General features: G+C 61.6%; 12 protein-coding genes. 6 read left to right on the forward strand and 6 right to left on the reverse strand.

What is annotated here, in order from left to right:
• The first annotated feature begins 108 nt into the window (after positions 1-108).
• The 3 genes from trpB to PspCFBP13528_RS00410 all read left to right on the forward strand — a co-directional run bounded on the left by trpB (position 109) and on the right by PspCFBP13528_RS00410 (position 3977).
• Complete coding sequence (gene trpB, locus PspCFBP13528_RS00400; RefSeq protein WP_065953368.1) at positions 109-1335, forward strand: tryptophan synthase subunit beta; 1227 nt, start codon at positions 109-111, stop codon at positions 1333-1335.
• On the forward strand, positions 1335-2144 hold the full coding sequence (gene trpA, locus PspCFBP13528_RS00405; protein WP_065953367.1) for a tryptophan synthase subunit alpha: 810 nt from the start codon (positions 1335-1337) through the stop codon (positions 2142-2144). Before trpB ends, trpA begins: the two co-directional genes overlap by 1 nt.
• 171 nt (positions 2145-2315) lie before the next feature.
• Positions 2316-3977: a BBE domain-containing protein gene (locus PspCFBP13528_RS00410; protein ID WP_137199458.1), complete on the forward strand. Its 1662-nt coding sequence runs from the start codon at positions 2316-2318 to the stop codon at positions 3975-3977.
• A gap of 36 nt (positions 3978-4013) precedes the next feature.
• Here PspCFBP13528_RS00410 and PspCFBP13528_RS00415 read toward each other — a convergent pair whose 3' ends face one another.
• The 6 genes from PspCFBP13528_RS00415 to PspCFBP13528_RS00440 all read right to left on the reverse strand — a co-directional run bounded on the left by PspCFBP13528_RS00415 (position 4014) and on the right by PspCFBP13528_RS00440 (position 9754).
• On the reverse strand, positions 4014-5318 hold the full coding sequence (locus PspCFBP13528_RS00415) for an MFS transporter (protein WP_065953365.1): 1305 nt from the start codon (positions 5316-5318) through the stop codon (positions 4014-4016).
• 185 nt (positions 5319-5503) lie between these two features.
• The gene (gene dgoD, locus PspCFBP13528_RS00420; protein ID WP_003187297.1) at positions 5504-6652 is read right to left on the reverse strand and encodes a galactonate dehydratase; all 1149 of its coding nucleotides are present in this window, start codon (positions 6650-6652) and stop codon (positions 5504-5506) included.
• 48 nt (positions 6653-6700) lie between these two features.
• On the reverse strand, positions 6701-7321 hold the full coding sequence (locus tag PspCFBP13528_RS00425; RefSeq protein WP_065953364.1) for a 2-dehydro-3-deoxy-6-phosphogalactonate aldolase: 621 nt from the start codon (positions 7319-7321) through the stop codon (positions 6701-6703).
• A gap of 1 nt (position 7322) precedes the next feature.
• On the reverse strand, positions 7323-8282 hold the full coding sequence (locus tag PspCFBP13528_RS00430) for a 2-dehydro-3-deoxygalactonokinase (protein ID WP_101218827.1): 960 nt from the start codon (positions 8280-8282) through the stop codon (positions 7323-7325).
• A gap of 164 nt (positions 8283-8446) precedes the next feature.
• Entirely contained in the window at positions 8447-8773 is a 327-nt protein-coding gene (locus tag PspCFBP13528_RS00435; RefSeq protein WP_137199459.1) for a DOPA 4,5-dioxygenase family protein, read from the reverse strand.
• A gap of 30 nt (positions 8774-8803) precedes the next feature.
• Positions 8804-9754, reverse strand: coding sequence for a LysR family transcriptional regulator (locus PspCFBP13528_RS00440; RefSeq protein WP_101218825.1), 951 nt, complete (start codon positions 9752-9754; stop codon positions 8804-8806).
• A gap of 103 nt (positions 9755-9857) precedes the next feature.
• Here PspCFBP13528_RS00440 and betC point away from each other — a divergent pair, with 103 nt between their 5' ends.
• The 3 genes from betC to PspCFBP13528_RS00455 all read left to right on the forward strand — a co-directional run bounded on the left by betC (position 9858) and on the right by PspCFBP13528_RS00455 (position 13970).
• The gene (betC, locus tag PspCFBP13528_RS00445; protein WP_065953360.1) at positions 9858-11372 is read left to right on the forward strand and encodes a choline-sulfatase; all 1515 of its coding nucleotides are present in this window, start codon (positions 9858-9860) and stop codon (positions 11370-11372) included.
• A 16-nt stretch (positions 11373-11388) separates the two neighbouring features.
• On the forward strand, positions 11389-12303 hold the full coding sequence (choX, locus tag PspCFBP13528_RS00450) for a choline ABC transporter substrate-binding protein (protein WP_137199460.1): 915 nt from the start codon (positions 11389-11391) through the stop codon (positions 12301-12303).
• 98 nt (positions 12304-12401) lie between these two features.
• Positions 12402-13970, forward strand: coding sequence for a SulP family inorganic anion transporter (locus PspCFBP13528_RS00455; protein WP_137199461.1), 1569 nt, complete (start codon positions 12402-12404; stop codon positions 13968-13970).
• The last annotated feature ends 22 nt before the right edge of the window (positions 13971-13992 follow it).

Raw genomic sequence — 13992 nt, forward strand, 5'->3', positions numbered from 1 at the left:
GTGAGTTTTCCTGACAGGTTGCGGCGATCTTATCGGTTTTCAGCCCGCAGCGGCAGGGGTAGAGTGGTCCTCATTGTTTTCCACACCCCTTCATTCCTGGAGCGTCCCATGACTCAGTCCCAGACCGACCTGCGCAACGGCCCTGACGTCAACGGCCTGTTTGGCGCGTTCGGCGGCCGCTACGTCGCTGAAACCCTGATGCCGTTGATCCTCGAACTGGCCCGTGAATACGAAGCAGCCAAGATCGATCCGGCGTTCAACGAAGAATTGGCCTACTTCCAGCGCGATTACGTCGGACGCCCAAGCCCGCTGTACTTCGCTGAACGCCTGACCGAGTTCTGCGGCGGCGCCAAGATCTACCTCAAGCGCGAAGAGCTGAACCATACCGGGGCGCACAAGATCAACAATTGCATCGGCCAGATCCTGCTGGCTCGACGCATGGGCAAGAAGCGCATCATCGCCGAGACCGGCGCCGGCATGCACGGCGTGGCCACTGCCACCGTCGCCGCGCGCTTTGGCCTGCAATGCGTGATCTACATGGGCACCACCGACATCGAACGCCAACAGGCCAACGTGTTTCGCATGAAGCTGCTGGGCGCTGAAGTGATCCCGGTGGTCGCCGGCACCGGTACCCTGAAAGACGCAATGAACGAAGCCCTGCGTGACTGGGTCACCAATGTCGACAGCACCTTCTACCTGATCGGCACCGTGGCCGGCCCGCACCCGTACCCGGCCATGGTGCGCGATTTCCAGGCCGTGATCGGCAAGGAAACCCGCGACCAATTGCAAGCCCAGGAAGGCCGCCTGCCGGACAGCCTGGTGGCGTGCATCGGCGGCGGCTCCAATGCGATGGGCTTGTTCCACCCATTCCTGGATGACACCAGCGTCGAGATCATCGGCGTTGAAGCAGCCGGCCATGGCATCGAAACCGGCAAGCATGCCGCCAGCCTCAATGGCGGGGTACCCGGTGTATTGCACGGCAACCGCACCTTCCTGCTGCAGGACGATGACGGCCAGATCATCGACGCGCACTCGATCTCCGCAGGCCTGGACTACCCCGGCATCGGCCCTGAACACGCCTGGTTGCACGACATCGGCCGCGTCCAGTACACCTCGGTGACCGACGATGAAGCCCTCGACGCCTTCCACAAATGCTGCCGCCTGGAAGGGATCATTCCAGCACTGGAAAGCGCACACGCCCTGGCTGAAGTCTTCAAACGCGCACCGACCCTGCCCAAGGACCACCTGATGGTGATCAACCTGTCCGGCCGGGGCGACAAAGACATGCAGACCGTCATGCACCATATGGAACAGTCCCAGCAGGAGAAACATTGATGAGCCGCCTGCAAACGCGCTTCGCGCAACTCAAAGAGCAGAACCGCGCCGCCCTGGTGACCTTCGTCACCGCCGGCGACCCGGGTTATGACGCCTCGCTGGCGATCCTCAAGGGCCTGCCCGCTGCCGGAGCCGACGTGATCGAGCTGGGCATGCCCTTCACCGACCCGATGGCCGATGGCCCGGCCATCCAATTGGCCAACATCCGTGCGCTGGAGGCCAAGCAGAACCTGGCGAAAACCCTGCAGATGGTTCGCGAGTTCCGCAAAGACAACAACGACACGCCGCTGGTGTTGATGGGCTACTTCAACCCGATCCACAAGTACGGTGTGCCGCAATTCATCACCGATGCCAAGGCAGCTGGCGTAGACGGCCTGATCGTGGTGGACATGCCGCCTGAACATAACGGCGAACTGTGCGATCCGGCCCAGGCGGCGGGTATCGACTTTATCCGCCTGACCACGCCGACCACCGACGACGTACGCCTGCCGACGGTGCTCAACGGCAGCTCCGGCTTTGTGTACTACGTGTCGGTGGCGGGTGTGACCGGTGCCGGCGCGGCCACCCTGGAGCACGTTGAAGAAGCCGTGAATCGCCTGCGTCGCCACACCGACCTGCCGATCAGCATCGGCTTCGGCATCCGTACGCCGGAGCAAGCGGCGGCCATTGCGCGCCTGGCGGACGGGGTGGTGGTGGGGTCTGCGCTGATCGATCACATCGCCAGCGCCGGCAGCGACCAGCAAGCGATCGATGGTGTATTGAGCCATTGCGCAGCGCTATCGGAAGGCGTGCGTAACGCTCGTCGGTAAGCGCGCCTGTCTGGATTCTTGCGCTAGGCTTGTGGGGTGACATGCAGTCATCCCACAAGCACTTCATGCGTCTTGTCGTCTAACCGCCTCCGCAAGCCCCCCGCAGTTCTTGCCTCTCGGTTGTTAAGTTAGCTGCATCAGAAGTCATCTTTGGCTCTTAAGGAGTACATCATGGCATTTGATCTCATCACGTCTTCAGACCCCCGTCATTCCACCTTGCAAAAAGGCTTCAACCTGCGCTGGCCATTGGGCAACCAGCAGGGCGAGTCGTCGCCCAATGGCGCCAATCGCATCTACCTCTGCCACAGTCCCCAGGACATCGTCGACGCCGCCGCCGAGGCGCTGGCCGTCACCGATGGGCGTATCACGGTTCGAAGCGGTGGTCACTGTTACGAAGGTTTCGTCTCCAACAAGATGCCCGGCAACGGCGACGAGGTGTTATCGATCCTGGATATCAGCCCTCTGAACCAAGTGGTCTACGCTGCCGATGGGCAAATCGCTTCCCAGCTGGTGCCGGCGCGGCCCGAGCGCTACGGTTTTCGCCTGGAGGCGGGTGCGCAGAACTGGGACGCCTACGTCAGGTTGTACAAGCTGGCCAATAAAACACTGCCGGGGGGCTCATGCTATTCGGTCGGGCTGGGCGGGCATATCTGCGGGGGCGGCTATGGGTTGTTGTCACGCAAGCATGGCCTGGTGTGCGATTGGCTGCACGGTGTGGATATGTTGGTGCCCAATGCACAGGGAACCGGCCTGACACCTGTGCATGTCTCGCGAGACAGCACAGACCCTGACGAGCTCGACCTCTTCGCGGCGTGCTGCGGCGCAGGCGGTGGTCAATTCGGCATCATCACCAGCTACTACTTCAAGGCACTGCCCGAGGCGCCGAAGGAAGTGCTATGGCTGGTGCTGGAATGGGATTGGTCGCTGCTGACCGATAAGTCCAGGCTCGACAACCTGCTTATCGCCTATCAAAACTGGTTCGCCGTTAACCAACGCAATCCCGACACCTGGGGGCTGGCCACCAAACTGGAGATGCGCCATCTGCACACCGGTAATGTGACCCTGGGCATCCACTACGTTGATCGGGACGGAGGGCTGGAGGACCAGGCGCCCTTCGTGGATTTCGTCGCAAAAATGCTCGCGGCCATTGGCCTGCCCGCGACGGAATGCCTGGTGCCGTTTTACGTTGTGCATATGCCAAGCGGCGGCGCCAGCGGACGCACCATCAGTGCATTGCCAGACGCATTAGCGGCCACGCGGCGCCTGGATTGGCTGGTGTGCCAGCAAACCTTGAATGGTTCAGGGGACAATCTGCGAGGGCGCTACAAGTCGGCCTATCAGAAGGGTGAATTCACCCCTCAGGTGCTCCAGGCGATCTGGGACACGCTGCACCTGGACGCCCCCGAGGAACACTTGACCCAGAGCCTGATACAAATCCAGTCGTTTGGCGGGCGCATCAATGAGCCCTCACCGGCGGTGCGCAAGGAGTCGTCGGTTTCGCAACGCTCCTCCTATCTGAAGTGGCAGCCCCAATGTTATTGGCACGATGCCAGCGAGGCGGCGGATCAGGCCCACGCCCGATGGATTCAGGGACTGTTTTTCCAAGCGTTCGTCAATGACCAGGGAGTACCGATCAATGACCAGTTCGAGGGCTGCTATATCAACTATCCGGACCTCGACATGACCCACGTCGGCGGTGATCCGGCCAACCCTAAAAACCCCTTTTGGTACAAGATTTTCTGCCCCGAGACGCCGATAGAAAGTCGCCTGCGCCGCACCAAGCGGCATTGGGACCCGCACAATGTGTTCCGTAACGAGATGTCCGTGCCGTAGACAAATAAAAAAAGGCGACCTTACGGTCGCCTGATTTCACAGCTCAATGCGCTCGACCTTGCCCACCAGCAACACGTAGGAAAGCGCGCCAAGCAACGCCAGCACTGCGATATAGGTAATCGCCGGCGCAAACGAATCACCGCTGGCGAGAAAACCAATCACGATCGGCGTGGCAATGGCTGACAAGTTGCCGATGAAGTTGAACACGCCACCGGTCAGCCCCAGCAAGCGCGCAGGCGCCAGCGTGGACACCAGCGACCAGGTGATCGATGCCAGGCCATTGCCGAAAAACGCCACCGCCAGGAACGCAATCACCCAGGCGGTGGAGTCCACGTAGTTGGCGCCGATGATCGCGGTGGAAATCAGCAGCCCGCCAATGATCGGCAACTTGCGCGCAAAGCCCACCGACGCGCCCCGGCGGATCAGCCAGTCGGAAAAAATCCCGGAGCACAGGACACCGACGAACGCCGCCAGAAACGGCAGTGAGGCGAGCAGACCGGACTTGATGAAATCCATGCCGCGATACTTCACCAGGTAGGTCGGGAACCAGGTCAGGAAAAACCACAGGGTGGAATTCAGGCAGAACTGCCCCAGGTAGATGCCCCATAACTTGCGCTTGCTCAGCACAATGCCCAGGTCAACCCAGCTGAACGGCGCCTTGGCCGTGTGTGCCTGCATATCCACCAGGCCACCGCCGTCACGGATCAGCTGGATTTCCGCCGCGTTGGCGCCTTTGAAATCCTTGGGCTCGCGGTACACCGCGTACCAGATCAGCGCCCATAAAATGCCGACGCCACCGGTGGCGACGAAGACCATGTGCCAGCCGAACGCGTGCTGCAGCCAGGCCAGCACGGGGGTGAGAAACGCCAGCCCGACGAACTGCCCGGAGGTGTAGACGCCAATCGCCGTGGCGCGCTCACGCTCGGGAAACCAGGTGGTCACGACCCGGCTGTTGATCGGATAAGCCGGGGCTTCCAGGGCGCCGACAGCCATGCGCAACACGAACAATGCGATGAAGCTTGCGGCAAAGCCAAGCATGACGGTGGCGATGGACCACAACAGCAGGGCGACGGTGTAGAGAATGCGCGGGGGCACACGGTCGACCAACCAGCCGCCAGGGATCTGCATCGCGGCGTAGGTCCAGCCGAACGCCGAGAAAATCAGCCCGACATGGACCGGGTCGATGCCCAGCTCGCTGGTCAGCGCGGGAGCGGCAATCGACAGGTTGCTGCGGTCGAGGTAGTTGATCACCACGGTGATGAACAGCAGCACCATGATGAAGAAGCGCTTTCGGCTGGGCGTGACTAAAGAAGCCTGTCCGGTGAGGGGTTCAGGGTGCATGGGGAGGTGCCTCTTCTTGTGTTTATTGAGGTCTGAAAAGCTGAGCTGACTGAAGAAACTGGATCAAATGTGGGAGGGGGCTTGCCCCCGATTTCGGTGTGTCATCCACTGATGTACTGGCTGTTCCACCGCCATCGGGGGCAAGCCCCCTCCCACATTTTTGACCACATTTTAGCCAGTCAACATCACCACTCGGCGAAACTGCCGTCGGCATGGCGCCAGATCGGGTTGCGCCAGCGATGGCCGATGGCCGCGCGCTCGACCACGTATTCCTCGTTGATCTCGATGCCCAGGCCCGGCCCGTTGGGGATTTTCACGAAGCCCTGGTCATAATCGAACACGCCCGGGTCGCGCACGTAGTCGAGCAGGTCGTTGCTCTCGTTGTAGTGAATGCCCAGGCTTTGTTCCTGGATAAACGCGTTGTAGCACACCGCATCCAATTGAAGGCAGGCCGCCAGGGCAATCGGGCCGAGCGGGCAGTGCAGGGCCAGGGCCACGTCATAGGCTTCGGCCATGTTGGCGATCTTGCGGGTTTCGGTGATGCCGCCGGCGTGGGACGCATCCGGCTGAATGATGTCGACATAACCTTCACTGAGCACTCGCTTGAAATCCCAACGCGAGAACAACCGCTCGCCCAGGGCAATCGGGGTGCTGGTCAGCGGTGCCAGTTCCTTGAGGGCCTCGTAGTTTTCGCTGAGCACCGGTTCTTCGATGAACATCAGCTTGTACGGGTCCAGCTCTTTCATCAGCACCTTGGCCATGGGCTTGTGCACGCGACCATGAAAATCGACGCCAATGCCGACGTTAGGGCCGACCGCATCACGCACGGCAGCGACGTTGGCCAGGGCCAGGTCGACCTTTTCGAAGCTGTCGACAAACTGCAGTTCTTCGGTGCCGTTCATTTTCACCGCAGTGAAGCCACGGGCCACGGCCTCTTTGGCGGCGCGGGCGGTGTCGGCGGGGCGGTCGCCACCAATCCATGAATACACGCGGATCTTGTCACGCACCTGGCCGCCCAGCAGGTCGCTGACGGACACGCCCAGGGCCTTGCCCTTGATGTCCCACAACGCCTGGTCGATACCGGCGAGGGCGCTCATGTGCACAGCGCCACCGCGGTAGAAACCGCCGCGATAGAGCACAGTCCAGATGTCTTCGATATTGCGTGGGTCTTTACCGATCAGGTAGTCGGACAATTCTTCGACGGCAGCGGCCACGGTGTGGGCGCGACCTTCAACCACGGGCTCACCCCAGCCGGTGACGCCCTGGTCGGTTTCGACTTTGAGGAAGCACCAGCGCGGCGGGACGATGAAGGTCGTCAGTTTGGTGATTTTCATCTGTTGTCTCTCTTATAGATGCAGCGCCAGCAGGCGCGGAACTTGAAATCAGCTCAGGGCTTTCCAGGCCGCGACATAAGCCTGGGCGCGGCTCGCAACCTGCTCTACGGTCATACCCGGCTTGAACAACCCGGACCCCAGCCCGAAGCCCTTGGCACCGGCGTCGGTGAACACTTGCATGTTGTCCGGCGTAATACCGCCCACCGGCAGCAGCAACGTGCCCGCCGGCAATACCGCAAGCCACGCCTTGATGACCGCCGGGCCCATTTGCTCGGCCGGAAACAACTTCAATACATCGGCACCTTCGGCCAGTGCGGCAAAGGCTTCGGTCGGCGTGGCGACGCCCGGCGACAGATACAAGCCGGCTGCTTTCGCCGCCCGCAATACCTTGGCATCGCTGTGGGGCATCACGATCACCTGGCCGCCGGCGGCCTTGACCTGCTCGACCTGCTCGGGCGTCAGCACCGTCCCGGCACCAATCAGGCAATCGGCGGGCAGGCTGTCGCGCAGGGTGCGGATGCTGGTGTAGGGGTCCGGCGAGTTAAGCGGCACTTCGATGACGCGAAAACCGGCCTGGTACAGCGCCTGGCCGACGGCTTCGGCTTCGTCCGGGCGCACACCGCGCAGGATCGCGATCAGACCGTTTTGTGCAAGTGCTCTTTTAAGCATGTCAGGCCTCCGTTACAGGTTGAGTGAGCCCGGCCGCCACGGCCAGTTGCCACAAACCGCGCTCGCTGGCTGCCTGCGCCAGGCTGACGTCGGCGAAGCCGCAAAGCGCGAGGGCACGTTGATAGCGGGCGCAGAGGGGGGCGGCACCGACCAGGACGATCGGCTTGGGTTTTGCGCTGTCGGGTAAACCGGCGAGTTCATGACCGATCAGCAGGCCGGACAGGTAGTCGGGCTGCTGCTCAGGCGTCAGTTGGGCGGTCAGGCCGAGGGTGCGGGCACTGAACAGGGTCGAGAGCACGCCGCGCTGGCCGTCCGCCGAAAGCGCCACATGCACGCCGCGATCAAACGCCTCGGTCTGGAAATGTTCCGATGATTTCTGGGTACGTCCCAGGATGCTGTGCTGGCTCAATACGGCGAACAGCTCACCGGTCATGAACGTGTCGAAGTGAGTGATACATCCCTCGACCACCTCGACCCATTTGGAATGGCTGCCCGGCAGGCCGATCAGCACTTCGCTCGCAAGCCCGTGCAGCACACCGAGCACCTGGGTTTCTTCGCCGCGCATCACATTGGGCAGGCCGACCTGTTCGATCACGCCCGGCACAATATGCACATCAACGCCACGCACGCTGCGCACCTTATGCAGCGCCTGGCCCAGGCTGGCCACATCCACCGGGGTGTTGCGATAAGCCGCTTCGCTCCACCCCTGTGCGCTGCCGACCATGCCGCAGGCAATCACCGGCAGTTCGGGCTGGGCGTCGAGCCAGTCCCCACACGCGGTGTCGAAGGCCAGCTCGAAACCATTGCTGCAGCGCACGCCCGCAATGTCACGCGGTTCGTTGGGCAAATGCATGATGCCCGACGCCAGTGAGCGTTGCTCCAGCACCACGCCGGCGGGGCCTAGTTTGTAAGCACGAAGGGAGCTGGTTCCCCAATCGAGCGCGATCAATTGCGCCTGCATCGCTTCACCTGAAATGAGTGGGTGCTGAAAAAAGCAGATGGGCGAATATAAACCTAAGCTTTGTAATATCTCAATATATAAATATCAGTCCCATATATTGGGAGAATGCCGCAAGAAATCCTACGCATTCTTGGGAGAATGAGCATTGCAGCCGCCTGGACAGGTTAAAAAATCGACAAATCCAGCTCGCGCATCGCACCCATCCAGATCGCGTAATCGGTGTGATCCTTCAGGTCATCGCCAGTCTCGGGGTGCAGGAACACCACCAGGCCGTCGCGATGCAGCGCCAGCCACGGCAGTACCACGCCAATGTATTCCGGCTCGAATGCCAACTGGCAGCTCCAGTCCGGGTGCGGGCCCACCGGACGCTCATGCACACGCCCCATGCGCAGCGGGAACAGCGCTGCCGCGTCTTCACACAAGGTGCGTGCCTGGTCGAGGGTGTTGGCGTCGAAGTAGATATGGGCGTGGTAGCCCTTGATACGTTGCATGACGGACTCCGGATCCACTGTGCGCCGATCCTAGACCGCAATCGACGGCAGGGCCAGCCCGGTCAATGACTGCGCACTGCTGGCCTGCTCTGCCATCAGCCAATCGACAAACCGTTCGACCAACTGCCCGCGACGCTTGCGCTGGGGCTGCACCACGTAATAGCCCAAGCGCGAGACCACCGTGTCGCTGATCGGCCTGCACAGCCAGTTCTGCTCCAGCAGGTTATCCACCAGGTGGCGCCAGCCGATCGCGACGCCCTGGCCGGCAATAGCCGCCTGAATCAGCAGCGTGTAATTGTCGAAACGCAACTGGCCAGGAGTGGGCGCGGCACTGATCCCCAGCTCGCGAAACACACCGGCCCAATCGAACCATTGACGATTGTTTTCCTGACGCAGGTGCAGCAGGGGGTAGTCCGGCAGGGTCTGTACGGTCAGCGCAGTGGCCTGGTTGTTGAGCCACTGCGGGCTGCACACCGGGAACACTTCCTCGTTGAACAACCAAAGGCTGTCGCCTTGCTTGAAGCGTCCATCGCCAAACAGCACGGCCACGTCGATGTCGCTGCGCAGGCTGGCGTGGTTGCGCTCGCTGGTCACCAGGCTCACGTCAACCTGCGGGTTGTCCTGGTGGAAGCGATGCAGGCGCGGCATCAGCCAGTAGGCGGCAAAGGCGAAGTCAGTGGCCACTTGCAGCACTTCGTGCTGGTCCTGCTGGGTGACGGTGCCCAGGCCCAGGTGGATGGTTTGCAGGCCGGCCTGCACGTGTTCGAACAGCAGGGCGCCGGCGTCGGTCAATTCGATGCCACGGTAGATGCGATCGAACAAGCGGATCGCCAACTGCTCTTCAAGCCGTTTGATCTGCTGGCTGATGGCCGGTTGGGTGGTACCCAGTTCCATCGCGGCGGCGGTGAAACTGCGCCGCCGCGCAGCCGCTTCGAACGCGCGCAGCAGGTCGAGTGAGAGGTCACCCAGCGCTTCATACATAAGCTGTGCTTATCCTAGGCATTGTTCTTCATGGGCTTTACCACGTTTTTCATGGACCGCATGCTCATTGGCATAAACACCGCCTATGGAATGCCGAGAAACCATGAAGCGCAAGAACATTCTTTTCATCATGGCCGATCAAATGGCCGCGCCGCTGCTGCCGTTCTACGGACCTTCCCCGATCAAGCTGCCGAACCTGAGCCGCCTCGCCGAGCAGGGCGTGGTCTTCGACGCGGCCTACTGCAACAGTCCGCTGTGCGCGCCTTCGCGCTTTACGTTGGTCAGCGGCCAGCTGCCGAGCAAGATTGGCGCCTATGACAACGCGGCAGATTTCCCCGCTGATGTGCCCACCTACGCCCACTACCTGCGTCGCCTCGGCTACCGCACGGCGCTGTCGGGCAAGATGCATTTCTGCGGTCCCGACCAGTTGCACGGCTATGAGGAGCGCCTGACCAGCGACATCTACCCGGCCGACTATGGTTGGGCGGTGAACTGGGACGAACCGGATGTACGCCCCACCTGGTATCACAACATGGCCTCGGTGCTGCAAGCCGGGCCATGTGTGCGCACCAACCAGCTGGATTTCGACGAAGAAGTGGTGTTCAAGGCCCAGCAATACCTGTTCGATCATGTCCGCGCGGACGGCGCGCAGCCGTTCTGCCTGACCGTGTCGATGACCCATCCCCATGACCCCTACACCATTCCCAAACCGTTCTGGGACCTGTACGACGACAACGACATCCCACTGCCTGAAACACCGGCACAGGGCGATCTCGACCCGCACTCCCAGCGTTTGCTCAAGGTCTACGACCTGTGGGATAAACCGCTGCCTGTGGATAAGATCCGCGATGCACGCCGTGCCTATTTTGGCGCGTGCAGCTACATCGACAGCAATGTTGGCAAGCTGCTGCAAACCCTGGAAGACACCGGGCTGGCCGATGACACCATCATCATCTTCTCCGGCGATCACGGCGACATGCTGGGCGAACGCGGCCTCTGGTACAAAATGCACTGGTTCGAAATGGCCGCCCGCGTGCCGCTGTTGGTCAGTGCGCCGGGGCAATTTGCGGCGCACCGTGTGTGCCAGGCCGTCTCGACCGCCGACCTGTTGCCCACCCTGGTAGAGTTGGCCGGCGGCGAGCTGGACCCGCGCCTGCCCCTGGATGGCCGTTCGTTGCTGGCGCACCTGCAAGGCGAGGGCGGGCACGACGAAGTGTTTGGCGAATACATGGCCGAAGGCACCATCAGCCCGCTGATGATGATTCGCCGGGGCGCCTACAAATTCATCTACAGCGAAGACGACCCTTGTCTACTGTTCGATGTACACAACGACCCGCACGAGCGGGAGAACCTCGGTCAGTCACCTGAACACCGGCCACTGTTCGAGGCTTTTTTGGCTGAGGCGCGGGCCAAATGGGACATCCCGGCGATCCACCAACAGGTGCTCGCCAGCCAACGCCGCCGTCGCCTGGTATTCCAGGCACTGTCCCAGGGCAAGCTCAAGAGCTGGGATCACCAGCCACTGGTGGACGCCAGTCAGCAGTACATGCGCAACCATATCGACCTCGACGACCTGGAGCGCAAGGCACGTTATCCACAACCCTGCCAAAACCAGTAAATACAGAGGGAAGGCCATGCAAAAGTTAACGGTAGTGCTGGGCATGCTGGCGTTGAGCAGCGCCAATGCATACGCGGACCCCAGCTGTGAAACGGTAAAAATGGCCGATCCCGGCTGGAGCGACATTGCGGCGACCAACGCCATCACCGGTTTTCTGCTGACCGGCATGGGCTACAAGCCCAAGGTCGACACCCTCGCCGTGCCGATTACCTTTGGCGGGCTCAAGGATGGTCAGGTTGACGTGTTCCTGGGCAACTGGATGCCGGCGCAGCAGGGCTTCTATGACAAGTTCGTGGCCAATGGCGATGTCGTACAGCTGGCGAAGAACCTCGACGGCACCGAGTTCACCCTTGCCGTACCGGACTACGTGTGGGACGCGGGTGTGCATGATTTTGCCGATCTGAATAAATTCGCCGACCAGTTCGGCAAGAAGATCTACGGCATCGGCTCCGGCGCGCCGGCGAATATCTCGCTGCAGGAGATCATCAAGAAGAATGACTTTGATCTCGGCCAGTGGAAGCTGGTGGAGTCGAGTGAACAGGCGATGCTCGCCGAAGTCTCGCGAGCGGTGAAGAAACAGCGCTTCGTCACCTTCCTCGGCTGGACGCCGCACCCCATGAACGTGCAGCTGAAAATGCACTACCTCAAAGGCGGCGAGCAGTATTTTGGCAGCACCGGCAGCGTCTATACCCTGACCCGCAAGGGCTATGCGCAAGCCTGTCCGAATGTGGGCAAACTGCTGACCAACCTGAGTTTCACCCAGGAGATGGAGAACAGCATCATGGCTGACGTGGCCAACAATAAGGTCAGCAATGCCGAAGCAGCCAAGGCGTGGATCAAGGCCAATCCGGCGGTATTGGACAAATGGCTCGATGGCGTGAAAACCGTTGATGGCAGGGATGCGTTGGCAGCGGTAAAAGCCAACCTCTAAGACACACCACGATCCAAATGCGGGAGGGAGCAAGCCCCCTCCCACAAGGATCAGCATGTGCTGATACCCTGAGCCCAACCTTTGAATCCGAGCCTGCGATGCCCCGGCCCAACCGCCACACCCTGTTCCCTTTCCTCGATTGGCTCCCGCGCCAAACCTGCGGCAGCGTCGGCCGGGATGCCATCGTCGGCCTCAGCGGCGCCGTACTCGCGCTGCCACAATCGATTGCCTACGCGCTGATTGCCGGGCTCCCACCGGAGTACGGCCTGTACGCGGCCATTATTCCAGTGTTGATCGCTTGCCTGTGGGGCTCGTCCTGGCACCTGATCTGCGGTCCTACAGCGGCAATTTCCATTGTGCTCTACGCCAGCATCAGCCCGCTGGCGGTGCCGGGTTCCCAGGATTACATCACCTTGATCCTGCTGCTGACCGTCCTGGCCGGCGTGTTCCAGTGGTTGCTGGGTCTGCTGCGCTTCGGCGCGCTGGTGAATTTCGTCTCCCATTCCGTGGTGCTTGGTTTCACCTTGGGTGCCGCAGTGGTCATCGCCCTCGGGCAGTTGCCCAACCTGCTGGGGCTGGACCTGCCGAGCCAGGCCACCGCGATCAACAGCCTGCTGGCGCTGCTCGAGCATGCCGGCGAGTGGGATCACGCCTCGCTTGCCCTGGGCATGAGTACCTTGCTGGTGGGCGCGTTGCTCAAATACCTGATGCCACGCTGGCCGAGCCTGTTGATCGCCCTGGCCCTGGGCAGCCTGGCCACGTGGCTGTGGCCGGCGCTGTTCGGGCATGTGGCGCTGGTCAGTTCGTTCATCGGCAAGCTGCCACCCTTGCGCCCGTTGCCAATGGACCTGGATACGATCCTGCGCCTGCTGCCGAGCGCGGTGGCGGTGGGCATGCTGGGACTGGTGACCAGCCTGTCGATTGCCCGTTCATTGTCGGCCCGTTCGCAGCAACTGCTCGATGCGAATCAGGAAGTTCGCGCCCAGGGTTTATCCAATATCGTCGGCGGGTTTTTCTCCGGGTATTTGTCGGCAGGCTCCTTCACCCGTTCCGGCCTCAGTTATGAGGCGGGTGCCCGCTCGCCATTGGCCGGCGTGTTTTCCGCACTCTGGGTGGCGCTGTTCGCGCTGTATGGCGCAGGGTTGATCGCCCACATCCCGATCCCGAGCATGGCGGCAAGTATCCTGTTGATCTGCTGGGGGCTGGTGGACCACCGAGGCGTTCGGGCGCTGTTGCGCGTGAGCCGCGCCGAATTCGTGGTGATGGTGCTGACGTGTGTCGCTACCTTGCTTCTGGAACTGCAAACGGCGATTTATGCCGGGGTACTCGCGTCGCTGTTTTTCTACCTCAAGCGCACCTCGCAACCCCGGGTGCAGCAATGGCGCGACGGCGACGAGGATGTCTTGCGCGTGGGTGGCTCGATCTTTTTTGGCGCCAGCCACTACCTGCAGGTGCGCCTGCAACGTTTGCAGGGCGAGCGGGTGGTGATTGAGGCCCAGCAGATCAACTTTATCGACTATTCCGGGGTGGAGATGCTGCACCAGGAAGCGCGGCGGTTGGCGGGGTTGGGGCGTAGCCTGAGATTGCGCGGGGCTCGGCCGCAGGTGGTGGATGAGTTGAAAAAGCTGGAGGGGCCAGACAGGTGCCCCATCCATTTCGAGGACTGAATACGGTCAAAACTGTGGGAGG

The sequence above is a fragment of the Pseudomonas sp. CFBP13528 genome (assembly GCF_005233615.1).
In the GTDB taxonomy this organism is placed as follows: domain Bacteria; phylum Pseudomonadota; class Gammaproteobacteria; order Pseudomonadales; family Pseudomonadaceae; genus Aquipseudomonas; species Aquipseudomonas fluorescens_AM.

Bases quoted from the DNA above. Each gene is read 5' to 3' on its own strand.
- dgoD (WP_003187297.1), bottom strand. From the start codon at position 6,652: ATGAAAATCACCAAACTGACGACCTTCATCGTCCCGCCGCGCTGGTGC.
- trpB (WP_065953368.1), top strand. From the start codon at position 109: ATGACTCAGTCCCAGACCGACCTGCGCAACGGCCCTGACGTCAACGGC.
- PspCFBP13528_RS00430 (WP_101218827.1), bottom strand. From the start codon at position 8,282: ATGCAGGCGCAATTGATCGCGCTCGATTGGGGAACCAGCTCCCTTCGT.
- PspCFBP13528_RS00440 (WP_101218825.1), bottom strand. From the start codon at position 9,754: ATGTATGAAGCGCTGGGTGACCTCTCACTCGACCTGCTGCGCGCGTTC.
- PspCFBP13528_RS00415 (WP_065953365.1), bottom strand. From the start codon at position 5,318: ATGCACCCTGAACCCCTCACCGGACAGGCTTCTTTAGTCACGCCCAGC.
- betC (WP_065953360.1), top strand. From the start codon at position 9,858: ATGAAGCGCAAGAACATTCTTTTCATCATGGCCGATCAAATGGCCGCG.
- PspCFBP13528_RS00425 (WP_065953364.1), bottom strand. From the start codon at position 7,321: ATGCTTAAAAGAGCACTTGCACAAAACGGTCTGATCGCGATCCTGCGC.
- PspCFBP13528_RS00455 (WP_137199461.1), top strand. From the start codon at position 12,402: ATGCCCCGGCCCAACCGCCACACCCTGTTCCCTTTCCTCGATTGGCTC.
- PspCFBP13528_RS00435 (WP_137199459.1), bottom strand. From the start codon at position 8,773: ATGCAACGTATCAAGGGCTACCACGCCCATATCTACTTCGACGCCAAC.
- PspCFBP13528_RS00410 (WP_137199458.1), top strand. From the start codon at position 2,316: ATGGCATTTGATCTCATCACGTCTTCAGACCCCCGTCATTCCACCTTG.
- choX (WP_137199460.1), top strand. From the start codon at position 11,389: ATGCAAAAGTTAACGGTAGTGCTGGGCATGCTGGCGTTGAGCAGCGCC.
- trpA (WP_065953367.1), top strand. From the start codon at position 1,335: ATGAGCCGCCTGCAAACGCGCTTCGCGCAACTCAAAGAGCAGAACCGC.